At 70.4% G+C, this 16852-nt stretch carries 13 protein-coding genes and 1 pseudogene; 8 read left to right on the top strand and 6 right to left on the bottom strand.

Features of this window, described 5'->3' with window-relative positions:
* The 4 genes and pseudogenes from C6Y14_RS45425 to C6Y14_RS42290 all read left to right on the top strand — a co-directional run.
* Positions 1 to 170, top strand: a pseudogene (locus tag C6Y14_RS45425) (TIGR03089 family protein); the annotation flags it as partial.
* 256 nt (positions 171 to 426) lie between these two features.
* Positions 427 to 1770, top strand: a complete 1344-nt coding sequence (locus C6Y14_RS42300) for an LCP family protein (RefSeq protein WP_107022252.1) — start codon at positions 427 to 429, stop codon at positions 1768 to 1770.
* 260 nt (positions 1771 to 2030) lie between these two features.
* Positions 2031 to 3773 (top strand): LCP family glycopolymer transferase, encoded by a 1743-nt coding sequence (locus tag C6Y14_RS42295; protein ID WP_107022251.1) that lies wholly within the window; start codon positions 2031 to 2033, stop codon positions 3771 to 3773.
* A 74-nt stretch (positions 3774 to 3847) separates the two neighbouring features.
* The gene (locus C6Y14_RS42290; RefSeq protein WP_107022250.1) at positions 3848 to 5581 is read left to right on the top strand and encodes an LCP family protein; all 1734 of its coding nucleotides are present in this window, start codon (positions 3848 to 3850) and stop codon (positions 5579 to 5581) included.
* A gap of 102 nt (positions 5582 to 5683) precedes the next feature.
* Here the strand turns inward: C6Y14_RS42290 and C6Y14_RS42285 are convergent, their stop codons facing one another.
* Positions 5684 to 6712 carry a glycosyltransferase family 2 protein gene (locus C6Y14_RS42285; RefSeq protein ID WP_107022249.1) on the bottom strand — a complete coding sequence of 343 codons (1029 nt, stop codon included), beginning with the start codon at positions 6710 to 6712 and terminating at the stop codon, positions 5684 to 5686.
* A gap of 127 nt (positions 6713 to 6839) precedes the next feature.
* Between C6Y14_RS42285 and C6Y14_RS42280 the strand changes: the two genes are divergently transcribed.
* Entirely contained in the window at positions 6840 to 8294 is a 1455-nt protein-coding gene (locus C6Y14_RS42280) for an LCP family protein (RefSeq protein ID WP_225891553.1), read from the top strand.
* Positions 8295 to 8480: 186 nt separating this feature from the next.
* Here C6Y14_RS42280 and C6Y14_RS42275 read toward each other — a convergent pair whose 3' ends face one another.
* On the bottom strand, positions 8481 to 9026 hold the full coding sequence (locus C6Y14_RS42275; protein ID WP_199855058.1) for an acyl-CoA thioesterase: 546 nt from the start codon (positions 9024 to 9026) through the stop codon (positions 8481 to 8483).
* A 119-nt stretch (positions 9027 to 9145) separates the two neighbouring features.
* Between C6Y14_RS42275 and C6Y14_RS42270 the strand changes: the two genes are divergently transcribed.
* Complete coding sequence (locus tag C6Y14_RS42270; protein ID WP_199855057.1) at positions 9146 to 10417, top strand: LCP family protein; 1272 nt, start codon at positions 9146 to 9148, stop codon at positions 10415 to 10417.
* Between the two features lie 75 nt (positions 10418 to 10492).
* Here the strand turns inward: C6Y14_RS42270 and C6Y14_RS42265 are convergent, their stop codons facing one another.
* The gene (locus C6Y14_RS42265) at positions 10493 to 11650 is read right to left on the bottom strand and encodes an acyl-CoA dehydrogenase family protein (RefSeq protein ID WP_107022245.1); all 1158 of its coding nucleotides are present in this window, start codon (positions 11648 to 11650) and stop codon (positions 10493 to 10495) included.
* Positions 11651 to 11832: 182 nt separating this feature from the next.
* Here C6Y14_RS42265 and C6Y14_RS42260 point away from each other — a divergent pair, with 182 nt between their 5' ends.
* Positions 11833 to 13176, top strand: a complete 1344-nt coding sequence (locus C6Y14_RS42260) for a UDP-glucose dehydrogenase family protein (RefSeq protein ID WP_107022244.1) — start codon at positions 11833 to 11835, stop codon at positions 13174 to 13176.
* A 31-nt stretch (positions 13177 to 13207) separates the two neighbouring features.
* On the top strand, positions 13208 to 13573 hold the full coding sequence (locus tag C6Y14_RS42255; protein ID WP_107022243.1) for a VOC family protein: 366 nt from the start codon (positions 13208 to 13210) through the stop codon (positions 13571 to 13573).
* A gap of 14 nt (positions 13574 to 13587) precedes the next feature.
* Here the strand turns inward: C6Y14_RS42255 and C6Y14_RS42250 are convergent, their stop codons facing one another.
* From C6Y14_RS42250 to C6Y14_RS42235, 3 genes are all read right to left on the bottom strand, one after another.
* Entirely contained in the window at positions 13588 to 14712 is a 1125-nt protein-coding gene (locus tag C6Y14_RS42250) for a dipeptidase (protein ID WP_107022242.1), read from the bottom strand.
* Between the two features lie 418 nt (positions 14713 to 15130).
* Positions 15131 to 16357 carry an RNA polymerase sigma factor gene (locus tag C6Y14_RS42240; protein ID WP_107022262.1) on the bottom strand — a complete coding sequence of 409 codons (1227 nt, stop codon included), beginning with the start codon at positions 16355 to 16357 and terminating at the stop codon, positions 15131 to 15133.
* A gap of 109 nt (positions 16358 to 16466) precedes the next feature.
* Positions 16467 to 16823, bottom strand: coding sequence for a YciI family protein (locus C6Y14_RS42235; RefSeq protein WP_107022241.1), 357 nt, complete (start codon positions 16821 to 16823; stop codon positions 16467 to 16469).
* Positions 16824 to 16852 lie beyond the last annotated feature (29 nt).

Genomic DNA, 16852 nt, shown 5'->3' with positions numbered 1-16852 from the left:
GGGTGCTGTCCGCGTTGCCTTATGACACGTGGGAGGGGTTGAGTGCGGGGTTGTACGCGCCGCTGGCCTCCGGGGGGTCCGTGGTGTTGTGCCGGAATCTCGACCTGCTGGGGGAGGACGCGCTCGCCAAGCGCATCGAGAGCGAACGGGTCACGTCCACGGCCCGCTGAGGCATTTTTCCTCGCCCCCGCCGCCCCTACCCTCCCCTTCACCGCATGGGGGCTTCGCCCCCTCGCCCCCCCTTTGCGCAGTTCCCCGCGCCCCCAGGTGCCTGGGGGCGCGGGGAACTGCGCAATCGTTTGGGCCCGCCCCCACCCGGCCGCAGCCGGTGGCATCCCCCGTTCGGCCCATCAGCCGAGGCCCCCGTCGTCCGGGACGCGTCATGGTCGTAGAGGGCATGCACGGGCGGCGGGAGGTGGTGGCGGCGTGGCGAGCCGGAGCGGTGGGACGCGTGGTGACGGGGCGGCCGGGCCCGGTGAGGGCTCCGCCGCCACCGGAACCGGTGTCGCCCGGCGCCGCAGACGGTGGCTGCGGTGGACGGGCATCGGCGTCACCGTGGCCCTCGTCGGCGCCGCCGGAGCCGGCTGGGCGGTCTACGAGAAGCTGAACGCCAACATCACCTCGGACGACGACACGGCCGCCGAACTCGCCCGCTACGAGAAGGAGCGGCCCACCGCGCTCGTGCGCGCCGCGCAGAACATCCTGCTGATCGGGTCCGACTCGCGGTCCGGGGACGGGAACCGCAAGTACGGCAGGGACTCCGGCACCGAGCGTTCCGACACGACGATCCTGCTGCACCTCGCGGCGAACCGGCGCAGCGCGACCGCCGTCTCGCTGCCGCGCGACCTCATGGTCGACATACCGAGCTGTCTCCGATCGGACGGCTCCCGCGGCGCGCCCGTGTTCTCGATGTTCAACTACGCGTTCCAGAAGGGCGGTCCGGCCTGCACGATCCGTACCGTCGAGAAGCTGACCGGCGTGCGCGTGGACCATCACATGGTGGTGGACTTCCACGGGTTCAAGGACATGGTCGAGGCGGTCGACGGCGTCGAGGTGTGCCTGAAGGAGCCGATCGACGACCCCGCCGCGAAACTGCGGCTGCCCGCGGGCAAGGTGCGGCTCGACGGCGAGCAGGCCCTCGGCTATGTGCGGGCCCGCAAGACCATCGGCGACGGCAGCGACACCGACCGGATGGACCGCCAGCAGCGTTTCCTGGGCGCGCTCGTCAACAAGGTGCGCAGCAACGACGTACTCCTGAATCCCGCGAAGCTCTATCCCGTGCTGGACGCGGCGACGTCGTCCCTCACGACCGACCCGGGACTCGCGAACCTGCGAGGGCTGTACGACCTGGTGCGCGGTATGCGCAACATTCCCACCGAACGGGTGCAATTCCTTACCGTGCCGAGGGAGTCGTACGCGCTCGACGCCAATCGCGACCAGCTCGTGGAACCCGAGGCGGAGAAACTCTTCGAGCGGCTGCGCAAGGACGCGCCGCTGGAGGTCGCGAAGGAAGTTCCGGAGGATTCCGGCGCGAAGAGGAGTACCGCGGAACCGGTCGACGAGCCGGACAGACGCGGCTATTCGTACGACTTCGAGCGCTTTCGGCCGGGTGATGGGGACGAGAAGGGGCGTTCCGGGTCCGAGGCGGGCGCGGACCACCGCACATCAGGTGGAAAGCGGGCCGACGGGACCTCGGCCACGCCGGATCCCGCACCGAGCACCGCGCCTACTTTCCGGGGCAACACCGCCGCCGAGGACGTGTGCGGTTAACGCCCCAACAGCCCTCCGGGTAAAGGGCAAACCAAGAGCGGGAACGTACGTTCAAGGAATTGGGCGGATTGCCCGGTTGTAGGGACGTGGAATTCGTCACCGTCGTCGCTCGTGGCTGATCCGGCCGGATAGTGTGAGCGATCCGGTGCACCCGGCCCGAGGTCTGTCCTGGGAGTCGCGCACTGGTTGGACCGACTGACCGAGCGTCTTTTTGAGGGGGAAAAGACGCCGCGTGGCCCCGACGGAGGACTCAAGCAACCGTGGACGCGCAAGGCCGTGGGCGGGCGGACGATATCGACCCCGCAGACCAGTGGGTACTCAACCCGGACACAGGCGACTACGAACTGCGACTGCAGAGTTCCGCACCGCAGTCGGCGGTCCCAGGTCCCCGTTCCCGCAGAACGACGGGCGCCGCGCCACCGCGCGGGCGCACCGCTCCCGGCCGGGAGCGGAAGGGGACACCGCAGGAGGCGCCGGAACCCGGCGTGCCCGGCCCGCGCAGACGCCGTGCGCCCGAGAGCCCGCCGCCGGCCGGCCGGCGCAAGGGCAGGCCCAAGAAGTCGCGGGGCAGGAAAATACTGCTCTGGACGGGCGGCACGATGGCCTTCCTGCTCGTCGGTACGAGTACCGCCGGGTACCTCTACTGGAAGCATCTAAACGGCAACATCACGTCCGTCTCCGACGACGGCGCGGGTACCGGCGGCTTCAGCAAGGACCGGGCGATCAACGTCCTCCTGGTGGGCACGGACAAGCGCACCGGTGAGGGGAACGAGAGCTACGGCGACTCGGACAGTCCCGGGCACGCCGACACCACGGTGCTGCTGCATGTCTCCAAGGACCGTACGAACGCCACGGCGATGAGCATCCCGCGTGACCTGATCACCGACATCCCGGACTGCCCGACGACCCAGGAGGACGGTTCCACCAAGGTCATCCCGGGCACGCTGAGCACGCGTTTCAACGAGAGCCTGGGGCAGGAGGGCCGGACGCCGAGCTGCACGATGCGGACCGTCACCGCGCTCACCGGCGTCAAGATGGACCACTTCATGATCGCCGACTTCAACGCGGTCAAGACACTGACCACGGCGGTCGACGGCGTGGACGTGTGTCTCGCCAAGGACATCGACGACCCGGACTCCCATCTCAAGCTGTCCAAGGGCGAGCACAGCATCCAGGGCGAGGAGGCGCTGGCCTTCGTCCGTACCCGCCACTCGGTGGGCTTCGGCGGCGACCTCAGCCGGATCGAGATCCAGCAGCAGTTCCTCAGCTCCCTGATGCGCAAGCTGAAGTCGAACGACACGCTCACCAGCCCCACCAAGCTGCTCAAGCTGGCGGAGGCGGGCACCAAGGCGCTGACCGTCGACTCGAAGATCAGCAGCATCACCAAGCTGCGTGACCTCGGCACCGAGCTGGGCAAGTTCCCCACCAAGAACCTGTCCTTCACCACCGTGCCGGTGGTCGACAACCCCACCGAGAAGGTCAAGGCCACGGTGGTCCTCCAGGAGGCCAAGGCCAAGGAGATGTTCGCCCTGATCAAGGACGACGTCTCGCTCACCGCGGTCAAGCAGGAGAAGAAGAAGGAGAAGGCCGCCGAGGCCGCCCGTCTCAAGGGCAGCAAGGCCGACCCCGCCGATGTCCGGGTGCGGGTCCTCAACGGCGGCGCGGTCGCCGGTTCCGCGCAGGAGACCCTCAACTGGCTGCAGCTCGAAGAGGGCGTCACGAAGTCCGAGAACGCGGGCAACGCCGGGGCGACGCTGAAGAAGACAACCGTCGAGTACGCTCCCGACCAGGCCGATCAGGCACGCAGGCTCGCCGATCTCATGGGCCTGTCCGGATCGGCCATGAAGCCGGGCAAGAGCGTGACCAACTCCCAGGGTCTGCCTGCGATCACGCTGACCCTCGGTGAGGACTTCAAGGGGGCCGGGGTCTCTCTGACCACTCCGTCGACGGCGCCGGAGGACGTCGAGAAGTCCACGGCGGACAAGGTCGAGTGCGCCAAGTGACCTAACAGGTCCGTCCTACGTCTCACAGGGCGTAGGACGGACCTGTGTCAGGCGCAGGGTGGGGAGGCAGGAACATGGCGCAGAGCAGTGTGCGTGGGGAGGGGGCTCGTCCACGCGCCTCGCATGCGGGGGAACGGAGCCGCAGTGACGGTTCCCCGGACACCGGGGAGCGGGACGGCGGCGGCTCCTCGCAGGCGCGGCAGGTACCGCGGGCGCGGACCGCGTCGGGCGGGAACGGCGACGACGGCGGGGACGGCGGCAGACGGGCGAGGCGGCGGGGCGGCAGACCCCGGCGCATACTCCGGTGGTTCGCGCTGGTCCTCTCGGTGCTGATACTCGGGACGGCCGGCGCCGGATACCTCTACTACCGTCATCTCAACGGCAACATCGACAAGGGCAAGCGCAACAACGGTGATTCGGACGTCAAGAAGACGGAGCCCAACGCGGCCGGACAGACGCCGCTGAACATCCTGTTGCTCGGCTCGGACAGCCGCAACTCGAAAGAGAACGTGAAGCTCGGCGGCAGCAAGGACCAGGTGGGCACCAAGCCGCTGGCCGACGTCCAGATGCTGGTGCACGTCTCCGCGGACCGCAGGAGCGCCTCCGTCGTGAGCATCCCGCGGGACACCCGGGTGAAGATCCCCGAGTGCGAGGACCCCGAGACCGGGGAGACGTACCCGGAGACCGAGAACATCATCAACACGTCGCTGCAGCGCGGCGGGGCCGGCTGCACGCTGGCCACCTGGCAGAACCTCACCGGGGTCTACATCGACCACTGGATGATGGTCGACTTCGGCGGCGTCGTGAAGATGGCCGACGCCGTCGGCGGCGTCGACGTGTGTGTGCGGCAGAACGTCTGGGACCGCTCACTGCCGGGCGTCTCCGGTGGTTCCGGTCTGAAGCTGACCAAGGGCACCCACAAGATCAAGGGGAAGCAGGCCCTGCAGTGGCTGCGCACCCGGCACGCCTTCGAGAGCGACCTGGGCCGTGCCAAGGCCCAGCACATGTACATGAACTCGATGATCCGCACGCTGAAGGGCCAGAACGCCTTCACCGACAGCGGCAGGCTGATGGGCCTTGCCGAGGCGGCCACCGACTCCCTTGAGGTCTCCGAGGAGATCGGTACGGTCAAGAAGCTGTACGACCTGGGGATGAAGCTCAAGTCCGTGCCGATGGACCGGTTGACGATGACGACCATGCCCACGGTGACGGACCCGCGGAACCCGAACCACCTGATCCCCAAGCCCACGGACGCCGACAAGGTGTGGTCGATGGTCCGCAGCGACATCTCCTTCGACAAGGGCGGCAAGGACGGCAAGGACGGTAAGGGCAAGAGCGGCGCGTCCGCGAGCCCGACGCCGACCGGGCCAGCGGCGGCGCCCGCCGAGGGGCTGGCCGTCACGGTCGTCAACGGCACGGCGGGCGACGACAGCGCGCAGGCGCCGGTGGGCAGCCGGGCCACGGCGATCGCGGGCGCCCTGCAGGGCAAGGGATTCGCCAGGGCCGTCGCGAGCGCGCAGGCCGATCCCAGCTCGCGGACGCAGATCACGTACCCGAAGAGTTCGGGGGCGCAGGGCAGGGCGAACGCGCTGTCCGTGGCCGAGGCCGTCGGTGTGCCGAGCGGTCAGGTACGCGCCACGGCCGACGCCGTCACCACCACGCTGACCATCGGCAGTGACTGGCGGGAGGGCACGTCCTACCCGAAGCAGTCCGCTCCGGAGGCGGGTGACCTGCCCGCTAGCGCGGACGCCCTCAGTGGCTCCAAGAAGGACGCCTGCATGCCCGTGTACAAGCCGTACCAGTACTGAGTCCGGCGCCGGATCAGCGAGGGTCCGCAAACCGGTGAGGGGCCGCAACCACCGTCACGACGACGGCGGTTGCGGCCCCTCTGCGGTTCGGGTGCCCGGCGCTCAGGTCTCGCTCAGCACCGCGGGACGGCGGGACGCGATGACCTTCCTGGCCAGCGCCTTCGGGCTGGTGAGGAAGCCCCAGCCCCACGACATGTGCATGGTCGCCAGCGCCACCGGGATCCGCAGCCGCGCCTTCAGGGGCAGCCCCTTGCCCGCGGGCAGCGAACCCAGCGCGATCGCGGCGAGGTAGCCGAGGGGGACCAGGAAGCCCCACGGGGTCACCGCCGCGCCCGCCACGAGGCCGAGGACGATCGCGACGACTGCCGTCGGGGGCGCCAGATAGCGCAGGTTGATGGAGCCGGAGTGGTAGCGCGCCACGACGTGGCGCCAACGGCCGTAGTCCTTGTACTGCTTGGCCAGGGCCTGCATCGAGGGGCGCGGACGGTACGAGACCCGCAGCTCGGGCGAGAACCAGATGAGGCCGCCCGCCTCCCTGATCCGGAAGTTCAGCTCCCAGTCCTGGGCGCGGATGAACTCCTCGTTGTAGCCGCCCTGTTGCTCCAGCGCCTGCCGCCGGAAGACACCCAGGTAGACCGTGTCCGCCGGGCCGGCCTGGCCGCCCGTGTGGAAGGCCGCGTTGCCCACGCCGATCTTCGAGGTCATGGCGGCGGCGACCGCGTGCTCCCAGTCGTTCTCGCCCTCGGCGTGCATGATGCCGCCGACGTTCTGCGCGCCGGTCTCCTCCAGGAGCCGCACGGCGGTCGCGATGTAGTTCGGCGAGAGCATGCCGTGCCCGTCGACGCGTACGACGACCGGGTGGCGGGACGCCTTGATCGCGGCGTTCAGGGCGGCGGGGGTGCGGCCGGTCGGATTCGGGACCGTGTGCACCCGGGGGTCCTCGCGTACGAGTTCGGCCGCGATCTCCTCCGTACGGTCCGACGAGGGACCGACGGCGATCACGACCTCCATCTCGCCCGCGTACTCCTGGGCGAGGATCGCTTGGACGGCTCCGCGCAGATGCCGTTCCTCGTTGAGGACGGGCATGATCACGGACACGGCGGGAAGCTGCACGGCGGGTTCGGCGTTCATCGCGGCTTACGTTACCGCGAACGGGGGACACCGACGCGCGCCGCCCGGTCCCTGCACCGGGCAGCAGATCGTATGGGCCTACGGTGCTCACGGACCCCCACACCCGGCCTACGCGGAGGTGTCCGCCTTGCCCACCCCGCCCAGCCCATCCGCTCCTCCCCCGCGACAGCGTCCCGTACGGCAGCCCGTACGGGGCGGCCGGCCGCAGTGGGCCATGCGGGTGGCGACCGCGCTGTCCGTGGCGGTGCTCGCGGCGGCCGGCGTCGGACACGCGGTGGTCACCGGACTCGACTCCGACATCCACCGCATCGACCCCTTCAAGGACATGAAGAACCGGCCCGCCCGCGGCCACGGCATGAACGTGCTCCTGGTCGGCACCGACGGACGCGACCGGATCACGGCGCGGGAGAAGGAGGAGTACCGGCTCGGCGGGGCCCCCTGCCACTGCACGGACACGGTCATGATCGTGCACCTCTCCGAGGACCGGCGGCGGGCCAGTGTGGTGAGCCTGCCGCGCGACTCGTACGCCGAGACGCCCCCGCACGTCGACCGGACCACCGGCGACCGGCACAAGGCACACCCCGTCAAGCTGAACGCGGCCTACGCGGAGGGCGGGCCGCAGCTGACCGTGCGCACGGTCGAGAAGATGACCGACGTGAAGATCGACCACTATCTGGAGGTCGACTTCATCAGCTTCATGAAGACCGTGGACGTGCTCGGCGGGGTGCGGATCTGCACGGTCCGGCCGCTGAAGGACACGGTCACCGGGCTCGACCTCGCGACCGGGACGCACGACCTGAACGGCGGACAGGCACTGCAGTACGTGCGTTCGCGGCACGTCGACGGGGCCTCCGACCTCGGCCGGATGCAGCGTCAGCAGCGGTTCCTGGCGGCGCTGATCGCGCGGGCCACGTCGTCCGGGGTGCTGCTCAACCCGATCAGGTTCCGCGACGTGACGCAGTCCGTGCTCGGTTCCGTACGGGCCGACAAGGGCTTCGGGACGAACGAACTCATCGCCCTGGGGCGGGCGATGCGGGGCTTCTCGCCGTCGTCCTCCGAGTTCACGACCGTCCCGATCGGACAGATGGGGTACGCCGTCAAGGGCATCGGCTCCACGCTGAAATGGGACCCGAAGAAGGCGGGACGGCTCTTCAGGACCCTGCGCGACGACAAGCCGCTCGCTCCGCACCGGGTGCGGTCCAAGGTGCTGAGCGTCGACGTGGCTCCGCAGCAGATCCGGGTGCAGGTCGAGAACGGGACGATGACCTCCGGGCTGGGGCGCCGGGTCGACAGCGGTCTTGCGGGGACGGGGTTCCGTACGACGCGGGCGCCGGTGAACGCGCAGGACCGGACGTTGCGGCGGACCGTCGTGCGGTACGACCCGCGGTGGGACCGGTCCGCGAAGTCGCTCGCGGCGGCGTTGCCCGGCAGTGAGCTGCACGCGGTGACGGGGCAGGGGCCGTTGATGAAGGTGGTGGTGGGGGCGGACTTCTCGGCTGTCCGGAAGGTCCGGGCGGAGGATCCGGCGCGGGGGGAGTTCGACACGGTCACCGGCGACGAGGTGATCTGCCCACCGGCGTAGCCCCGTCCCCACGTGTGCGGCCCGGCGGGGGCGCGCCTCAAAGATCGCGCAGTTCCCCGCGCCCCTCAGGCCGAAGACAAAAGATTGCGCCGTTCCCCGCGCCCCTTAGGGGGCGAAGGCGCAGCCGAGCCTTTAGGGGCGCGGGGAACTGCGCAGTCTTTTGGGCTCGCCCCGTCGGCGGACCCGTCAGTCCAGGCCCTCCGCCGCGCGGCGTTCGCGGAGGTCCAGGATGGCGCGGCGGCGAGCCAGCCGGTGCTGCCGCCGGATCTGCGCCTCCTGATACCGGCGTTCGTCCCGCTCCGTCTCCGGACACACAGGCGGCACCCGCCGCGGCTTCCCGTCGGCATCGACCGCCGCGAAGACCAGGTACGCGGACCCCACCTGCTGCGGGGGCGTCGACTCGTTCCACCGCTCGGCGAGCACCCGGACGCCGACCTCCATGGACGTACGCCCGGTCCAGTTGACCTGTGCCTTCACATGCACCAGGTCGCCTACGCGTACGGGTTCCAGGAACGCCATCTCGTCCATGGACGCGGTGACGGCGGGCCCGCCCGAGTGCCGCCCCGCCACGGCCCCCGCCGCGTCGTCGACCAGCTTCATGATCACCCCGCCGTGCACCGTCCCCAGCAGGTTGGTGTCGTTGTGGCTCATGATGTGGCTGAGGGTGGTTCTGGACGCCGAAGTCGGCTTGCCCGGAATATCGGATTCCGGGGTGGTGGCCTGCTCTGTCATGCCGCCCACCCTATGTCGGGGCGCGCAAGACGCGCTTTGCATCAGCTTGGCAACAGCCCTGATCCGATTTTCCGAAGACCCTTGTATGGCACATGGTCGGGCACTGCACACTGGGTCGCATGAACGATTGGCCCCAGGGATGGTCCGGAAACAACGGCGGCGACCGCCAAGGCAGCGGCAGCGCGAGCGCCCAGCCCGAGGGCGCCCGCGTGATGCGGCAGGTGCAGCGCGGCCAGGGCGGCGCCCCGCGCTCCTCGGCGCCTCCTCACGGGGTCCCGCCGCAGCAGTCGTACACCGACGGACACGGTGACAACGGCTACGACGGATACAACACGGGGCAGGTCTACGGGGGCGGCGGCGGTCCGCAGGGCCCCGGCCCCGACGGCCGGCCCGGGCGCCCCGCGCCGAACTGGCGCAAGCGGATCAAGTGGATCTCCATCACCGTGGTCACGCTGCTCGTCGTGGTGTCCGTGGGCACGTACTTCTGGGCCGACTCCAAGCTCAACCGGGACGTGGACCTGTCGAAGGTCATCGACCGACCCGACGCGGGCGAGGGCACGAACTACCTGATCGTCGGCTCCGACAGCCGCGAGGGCATGTCCGCCGAGGAGAAGAAGAAGCTCCACACGGGCTCCGCCGACGGCAAGCGCACCGACTCGATGATGATCCTGCACGTGGGCGACAACGGGAACACGATGATCTCGCTGCCCCGCGACTCGAACGTGACGATCCCCACCTTCGTGGGCTCCGAGTCCGGCAAGACCTTCCAGGGCACCGGCCGCCAGGTGAAGCTGAACGCCGCGTACGCGGAGGACGGCCCCGAGCTGCTCGTACGGACCGTCGAGTCCAACACGGGACTGCGCATCGACCACTACGCGGAGATCGGCTTCGCCGGCTTCGCCAAGATCGTCGACTCGGTCGGCGGCGTGGAGATCGAGATCCCCAAGGGCGGCATGAAGGACACCAAGTCCGGCGCCGACTTCGAAGCGGGCAAGCAGACCCTCAACGGCGAGCAGTCCCTGGCCTTCGTCCGGACCCGGTACGCGCTCGCGGGCAGCGACCTGGACCGTACGAAGAACCAGCAGAAGTTCCTCTCGGCGCTCGCCAACCAGACGGCGACCCCGTCCACGGTCCTGAACCCCTTCAAGCTCTACCCGACGCTCAGCTCCGGCCTCGACACCCTCACCGTCGACAAGGACATGTCCCTGTGGGACCTCGGCTCGATGTTCCTGGCCATGAAGGGCGTCACCAGCGGCGACGGCAAGTCCATGAACATGCCGATCTCGGGCAACACCGGCAACGGCAACCTCCAGTGGGACACCGCCAAGGTCAAGCAGCTGGTCGAGCAGCTGAAGAACGACGAGAAGGTCACGGTGACGAGCGACCGGTAGGCCACACCTGACACATGTACGAGGGCCCCGGCAGCCAGTGGCTGCCGGGGCCCTCGTGCACGTCCTGGAGGCGGCCTACGGCAGGTTGCGGGCCATCACGATCCGCTGGACCTGGTTCGTGCCCTCGTAGATCTGCGTGATCTTGGCGTCGCGCATCATGCGCTCGACCGGGTAGTCACGGGTGTAGCCGTAGCCGCCGAGGAGCTGGACGGCGTCCGTGGTGACCTCCATGGCGACGTCGGAGGCGAAGCACTTGGCCGCCGCGCCCTGGAAGGTGAGGTCCTTGTCCCCGCGCTCGGACTTGGCGGCGGCCGCGTACGTGAGCTGGCGGGCGGCCTCGATCTTCATGGCCATGTCGGCGAGCATGAACTGGATGCCCTGGAAGTCGGCGATCGGCTTGCCGAACTGCTTGCGCTCCTGGACGTACCCCTTGGCGTAGTCGAGCGCGCCCTGGGCGATGCCGAGCGCCTGCGCGGCGATCGTGATGCGGGTGTGGTCCAGGGTCTTCATCGCGGTGGCGAAGCCCGTGCCCTCCTCGCCGATCATGCGGTCGGCGGGGATGCGGACGTTGTCGAGGTAGACCTCGCGGGTCGGGCTGCCCTTGATGCCGAGCTTGCGCTCCGGAGCACCGAAGGAGACACCGTCGTCGGACTTCTCGACGACGAAGGCGGAGATGCCCTTCGAGCGCTTGGTGGGGTCGGTCACGGCCATCACCGTGTAGTACTCGGACTCGCCGGCGTTGGTGATCCAGCGCTTCACACCGTTCAGGACGTAGAAGTCGCCGTCCCGCACGGCCCTCGTCTTCATACCGGCCGCGTCGGAGCCCGCGTCCGGCTCGGAGAGGGCGTACGAGAACATCGCGTCGCCCTTGGCCAGGGGGGTCATGTACTTCTTCTTGAGGTCCTCGGAGCCCGACAGGATGACGGGCAGCGAGCCGAGCTTGTTCACCGCGGGGATCAGGGACGAGGACGCGCAGACCCGCGCCACCTCCTCGATCACGATGACCGTCGCGAGGGCGTCCGCGCCGGTGCCGCCGTACGACTCCGGTACGTGCACCGCGTGCAGGTCGGCCGCGACCAGCGCGTCCAGGGCCTCCTGCGGGAAACGGGCCTCCTCGTCCACCGCCGCGGCATGCGGCGCGATCTTCGCCTCGGCCAGTGCGCGGATCGCGTCCCGGAGCATGTCGTGCTCCTCGGACGGGCGGTACAGGTCGAAATCAGCCGATCCGGCCAAGGTCTCTCACGCTCCCAAAGATGCAATGACGCTAACTACCGTTAAGTAACCCAAATTTTATGCGCCCGCCCACGCGACTGGTACGTGAGCTTGCCGACAGGGGGGATCTGCCCGGTCAAGGGCTCCGGCACGCCCCGACTATGCTCTGTCCGCGCACCTGACGGCTACCTCCTGGAGCACCCATGGCCCTCAAGATCACTGTGATCGGTACCGGCTATCTCGGCGCGACGCATGCCGCCGCCATGGCCGAGCTGGGGTTCGAGGTGCTGGGCCTGGACGTGGTGCCCGAGAAGATCGAGATGCTCCAGCGGGGCGAGGTCCCGATGTACGAGCCCGGTCTTGAGGAGCTGCTGCGCAAGCATGTCGCCGGGATCGAGGGGTCCAGCGGGCGGCTGCGGTTCACCATGGACTTCGCCGAGGTCGCGGAGTTCGGCGACATCCACTTCGTCTGTGTGAACACCCCGCAGAAGCACGGCGAGTACGCCTGCGACATGTCGTACGTCGACGCCGCCTTCGCCTCGCTCGCGCCGCACCTCACCGGGCCCGCCCTGGTCGTCGGCAAGTCCACCGTGCCCGTCGGATCGGCCGACCGGCTGGCCCGTACGCTCACCGGACTGGCCCCCGCGGGCGACGAGGTCGAACTGGCCTGGAACCCGGAGTTCCTGCGCGAGGGCTTCGCCGTCCAGGACACCCTGCACCCCGACCGGATCGTCGCCGGGATCCGCAGCGAGCGCGCCGAGAAACTGCTGCGCGAGGTGTACGCGACGCCGCTGTCCGAGGGCACGCCCTTCGTGGTGACCGACTTCCCGACCGCCGAACTGGTGAAGACCGCCGCGAACTCCTTCCTCGCCACCAAGATCTCGTTCATCAACGCGATGGCCGAGGTCTGCGAGGCGGGCGGCGGCGATGTCGTGAAGCTCGCCGAGGCGATCGGGCACGACGACCGGATCGGGAAGAAGTTCCTGCGCGCGGGCATCGGCTTCGGCGGCGGCTGCCTGCCCAAGGACATCCGCGCGTTCATGGCCCGCGCGGGCGAGCTGGGCGCCGACCAGGCGCTCACCTTCCTGCGCGAGATCGACTCCATCAACATGCGGCGCCGCGGCCAGATGGTCGAGATGACGCGGGAGGCGCTGGGCGGCAGCTCCTTCCTCGGCAAGCGGATCGCGGTGCTCGGCGCGACCTTCAAGCCCGACTCGGACGACGTCCGGGACTCCCCCGCGCTGAACGTCGCCGGCCAGATCCACCTCCAGGGCGGCCAGGTCACGGTCTACGACCCCAAGGGCATGGACAACGCCCGCCGCCTCTTCCCGACCCTCGGTTACGCCGAGACGGCCGTGGACGCCGTACGCGGGGCGCACGCCGTCCTGCACCTCACCGAGTGGCGCGAGTTCCGCGAGCTGGACCCGGCGGCGCTGGGCGAGGTCGCCACGGACCGCGTGGTGCTGGACGGCCGCAACGCGCTCGACCCGTCGGTGTGGCGGGCGGCGGGCTGGACGTACCGCGCGATGGGCCGCCCGACGGCCTGAAACCCACGCCGCAACCGACCGAGGAGAGAACATGGCTCTCGCCGAGCTGGGCTCCGTCGTCCTGGACTGTCCCGACCCGCACGCCCTCGCCGCGTTCTACGCCGGAATCCTCGGCGGGACGGTCGAGGACAACGGCGACTGGCTCGACCTGCGGCTGCCGGGACCGGCGGGCGGGACGCTGGCGTTCCAGGCCGCCCCCGGACACGTACCGCCGAAGTGGCCCTCGCCCGAGGCCTCGCAGCAGTTCCATCTGGACCTCACGGTCGAGGACCTGGACGCGGCGGAGGCGGCGGTCCTGGCGCTGGGCGCGAAGGTGCTGGACGCGGCGGACCGCACACGCACCTGGCGCACGTACGCGGACCCGGCGGGCCACCCGTTCTGCCTCTGCACCGGCTGAGCCGGCCGTCCGGGTCAGCCGTCGAGTTCGGCGATCCGCGCCATGGACGGCTCGCGGCGCCGGCGGGCGGCGCGGGAGGTGAAGTCCGCGGTACGCAGGACGCGTTGGACGTTGCCCCAGGTGAGCAGGGCCAGATCGGTCTCGGACCAGCCGCGGCCGAGGAGCTCGGCCACCAGCCTCGGATAGCCCGAGGCGTCGGACAGGTCCTGCGGGTGCGCGGCCCCGGAGTCGTACGTCCCCGAGAGGCCGACACACCCGGGTCCCGCGAGTTCCCGTACGTGGTCCAGGTGGTCGGCGACGTCCCGGACCGTGGGACCGGTCTGCTCGGCGGTCAGCGGGACCAGGCACAGGCCCTGGGTGGCACCGAGTTCGACGAGCACGTCGTCGGGGAGGTTCGCCGGGTGCGGGCGCAGGGCGCGGGCGGCGGAACGGGTGCACATCACCGGGGACTTGGAGATGGTCAGGGCGCGGCGGACGGTGGCGTCCGAGGCGCCGGACAGGTCGGCGAGGACGCCGAGGCGGTTCATCTCGCGCACGACCTCCTCGCCGAAGCGGGTCAGTCCGTTCTCGCCGGCCCAGGAGGCGCCGGAAAGGGTCAGGACGCGCAGGCCGAGAGCGTGCAGGGCGCGCAGGATGCCCAGCGAGTCGTCCAGCGCGGCGGCGCCGGCCGGGCCGAGCAGCACGGCGACACGTCCGCAGTTCCTGGCGTCCGTGACCTGGGCCGCGCTGTGGGCCATGCGCAGGCCCTCCGGGTGCGCGGCGACCACGGTCTTCACGAGGTCGAGCTGTTCCAGCGTGGCGCCGACGGCGCGTTCGCCGACGAGTGCCCCCGGCAGGTGCAGCGACCAGAACAACGCTCCTACGTGCCCCTCTCGAAGCCGGGGCACGTCCGTGTCGACGGCGCTCTCGCCCAGTTCGAGGTCGTACCAGGACAGGCGGCGCAGGGCCCAGGGGAGGCCGCTGTAGCCGTCCGCGACGGGGTGGTCGGTGAGGAGGGTGCGGGCGCGGGCCAGGGGGTCGGCACCGGGCCCGGCCTCGACGGGCGGCGGCTCGAACACGCCGCTCATCGGCTCGGGATGATCCAGGTCCAGTTCCCCGACCTCTGCGGTGGAGTGCAGTTCGTCCTGCAGATCAGCCATGTGAGGCTCCGGGGTCCGGTGGTGCCAACAGGTGGCTCCACCGTGCCACGCCCCGGCCCCACCTTCACGACGAAGGAGCCGTTCGGGCGACACGCGGTCCTGACCGGCTCTGACGGGTGGGGGCCGGTGGGGGCTGACCGCGCAGTTCCCCGCGCCCCTCGGGGGGGAACGGTTGTCTCATGGGTGCGGGTGCGTCGTGGCTGAGCGCGCCGTTCCTCGCGCCCCTTAGGGGGCGAGGGCGCAGCCGAGCCTTTAGGGGCGCGGGGAACTGCGCGGCCAGCCACGACGCACCCGCACCCGCAAACCGGCCGATGCCGCCCCAGGGGCGCGGGGAACTGCGCGGGCGACCCCCGCGGCGGGTCAGCCGGCATACACGGCCAAGCCCCACCCCCTCAGGGGCGCGGGGAACTGCGCATCCTCACCGGCGCGACCCGCACTCCCTCGCCCGGGTCAGCAACAGCGTCCGCTCTCGCTCGTTGCGGGCCAGTTCAGCCGCCCGCTCAAACTCCCGCGCCGCCTCCTCCCTGCGGCCGAGCCGCACCAGCAAGTCCCCCCGGACACTCGGCAGCAAGTGGTATTCGCGCAACGCCGGTTCCCCCACCAGCGCGTCCACGAGCGCCAGCGCCACCCCCGGCCCCTCGGCCATGGACACGGCGACGGCCCGGTTCAGCTCGACGACCGGCGACGGCGCCCGCACGGCGAGCATCCCGTAGAGCGTGACGATCCGCCCCCAGTCGGTCTCCGCGTACGTGAGCGCGTGCGCGTGACACGCGGCGATGGCGGCCTGGAGGACGTACGGCCCGGGTGCGCCTCCCGAGGACACCGCGTCGGCCCGCCCCAGCGCGGCGAACCCCCGCCGGATGAGCACCCGGTTCCACCGCGCCCGGCTCTGGTCCTTGAGCAGCACGGGCTCCCCCGTGGGCCCGGTCCGCGCGGCCGACCGCGACGCCTGCAGCTCCAGCAGCGCCGCCAGCCCGTGCACTTCGGGCTCCTTGGGCATCAATTCGGCCAGTACCCGGGCGAGCCGCAGCGCGTCCTCGCAGAGCGCGGGCCGCAGCAAGTCGTCCCCGGCCGTGGCGGCGTACCCCTCGTTGAAGATCAGGTAGATGACCTCCAGTACGGAACCGAGCCGGGCCTCGCGTTCGGGCCCGTACGGCACCTCGAAGGGAACGCCCTTCGCGGCGAGGGTCCGTTTGGCGCGCACGATCCGCTGGGCGAGGGTCTTCTCAGGGGTGAGGTACGCGCGCGCGATCTCGACGGTGGTCAGCCCGCCGAGCAGCCGCAGGGTGAGCGCGATGCGGGCCTCGGCGGACAGCACGGGGTGGCACGCGGTGAAGACGAGCCGCAGCAGGTCGTCGTCGATGTCGTCGGGATCGGCGGGCTCGTCGAGGTGGCTCCGCGGCCCGGACGTCTCCAGGTCGCGCCCCATCTCCGCCAGCTTGCGGGCGTACCGCTCGCGCCGCCGTACGAGGTCGATCGCCCGGTGTTTGGCGGTGGCCATGAGCCAGGCCCCGGGATTGCCAGGCACCCCGTCCCGCGGCCACTGCTCCAGCGCCGCGACCAGCGCGTCCTGCGCCAGCTCCTCCGCGATCCCGACGTCCCGGACGATGCGTGCGACCCCGGCGATGATGCGGGGCGACTCCATCCGGAAGACGGTCTCGATGGTGCGGTCAGGGTCCTGGGCGGGGGTGTCCGCGGGGGTGTCTGGCGTCACGTTCCACCATCAGACACCCCCGGACCCGTACGGCCAAGGCTCAGCCCTCGACGATCTCCCGCACCTCGCAGGTCACCGTCCAGTGGGCCTCGTGGATCTGCAGGAACCGCTTGGTCCACTCGACCGCCTCGGCCCGGTCCTTGGCCTGGAGCATCGCGTACCCGCCGACGACCTCCTTGGCCTCGGTGAACGGCCCGTCGGTGACGGACAGTTCGCCGCCCTCCCAGCGCACCCGTGTGCCCTGCGCGGTCGGCGTCAGACCGGAGGTGTCCAGCAGTACGCCGGCCTTCGTCATCTCCTCGATCAGCTCGCCCATGCGCTCCATGAGCGCGTCGCTCGGCCCCTCGGCGGGGGCGTTCTGCTCGTCGATACGGATCATCGACAGGTAGCGCGGCATGGTGACTCCCTGAGTCCTCGGCGCGGAGC

Source organism: Streptomyces dioscori (assembly GCF_003024195.1).
Lineage (GTDB): Bacteria > Actinomycetota > Actinomycetes > Streptomycetales > Streptomycetaceae > Streptomyces > Streptomyces dioscori.
Note: the sequence above shows the minus strand (reverse complement) of the source record. Positions and strands in the feature narration are given on the sequence as shown.

Bases quoted from the DNA above. Each gene is read 5' to 3' on its own strand.
- C6Y14_RS42290 (WP_107022250.1), top strand. From the start codon at position 3,848: ATGGCGCAGAGCAGTGTGCGTGGGGAGGGGGCTCGTCCACGCGCCTCG.
- C6Y14_RS42285 (WP_107022249.1), bottom strand. From the start codon at position 6,712: ATGAACGCCGAACCCGCCGTGCAGCTTCCCGCCGTGTCCGTGATCATG.
- C6Y14_RS42275 (WP_199855058.1), bottom strand. From the start codon at position 9,026: ATGACAGAGCAGGCCACCACCCCGGAATCCGATATTCCGGGCAAGCCG.
- C6Y14_RS42270 (WP_199855057.1), top strand. From the start codon at position 9,146: ATGAACGATTGGCCCCAGGGATGGTCCGGAAACAACGGCGGCGACCGC.
- C6Y14_RS42260 (WP_107022244.1), top strand. From the start codon at position 11,833: ATGGCCCTCAAGATCACTGTGATCGGTACCGGCTATCTCGGCGCGACG.
- C6Y14_RS42255 (WP_107022243.1), top strand. From the start codon at position 13,208: ATGGCTCTCGCCGAGCTGGGCTCCGTCGTCCTGGACTGTCCCGACCCG.
- C6Y14_RS42250 (WP_107022242.1), bottom strand. From the start codon at position 14,712: ATGGCTGATCTGCAGGACGAACTGCACTCCACCGCAGAGGTCGGGGAA.
- C6Y14_RS42240 (WP_107022262.1), bottom strand. From the start codon at position 16,357: ATGGAGTCGCCCCGCATCATCGCCGGGGTCGCACGCATCGTCCGGGAC.
- C6Y14_RS42235 (WP_107022241.1), bottom strand. From the start codon at position 16,823: ATGCCGCGCTACCTGTCGATGATCCGTATCGACGAGCAGAACGCCCCC.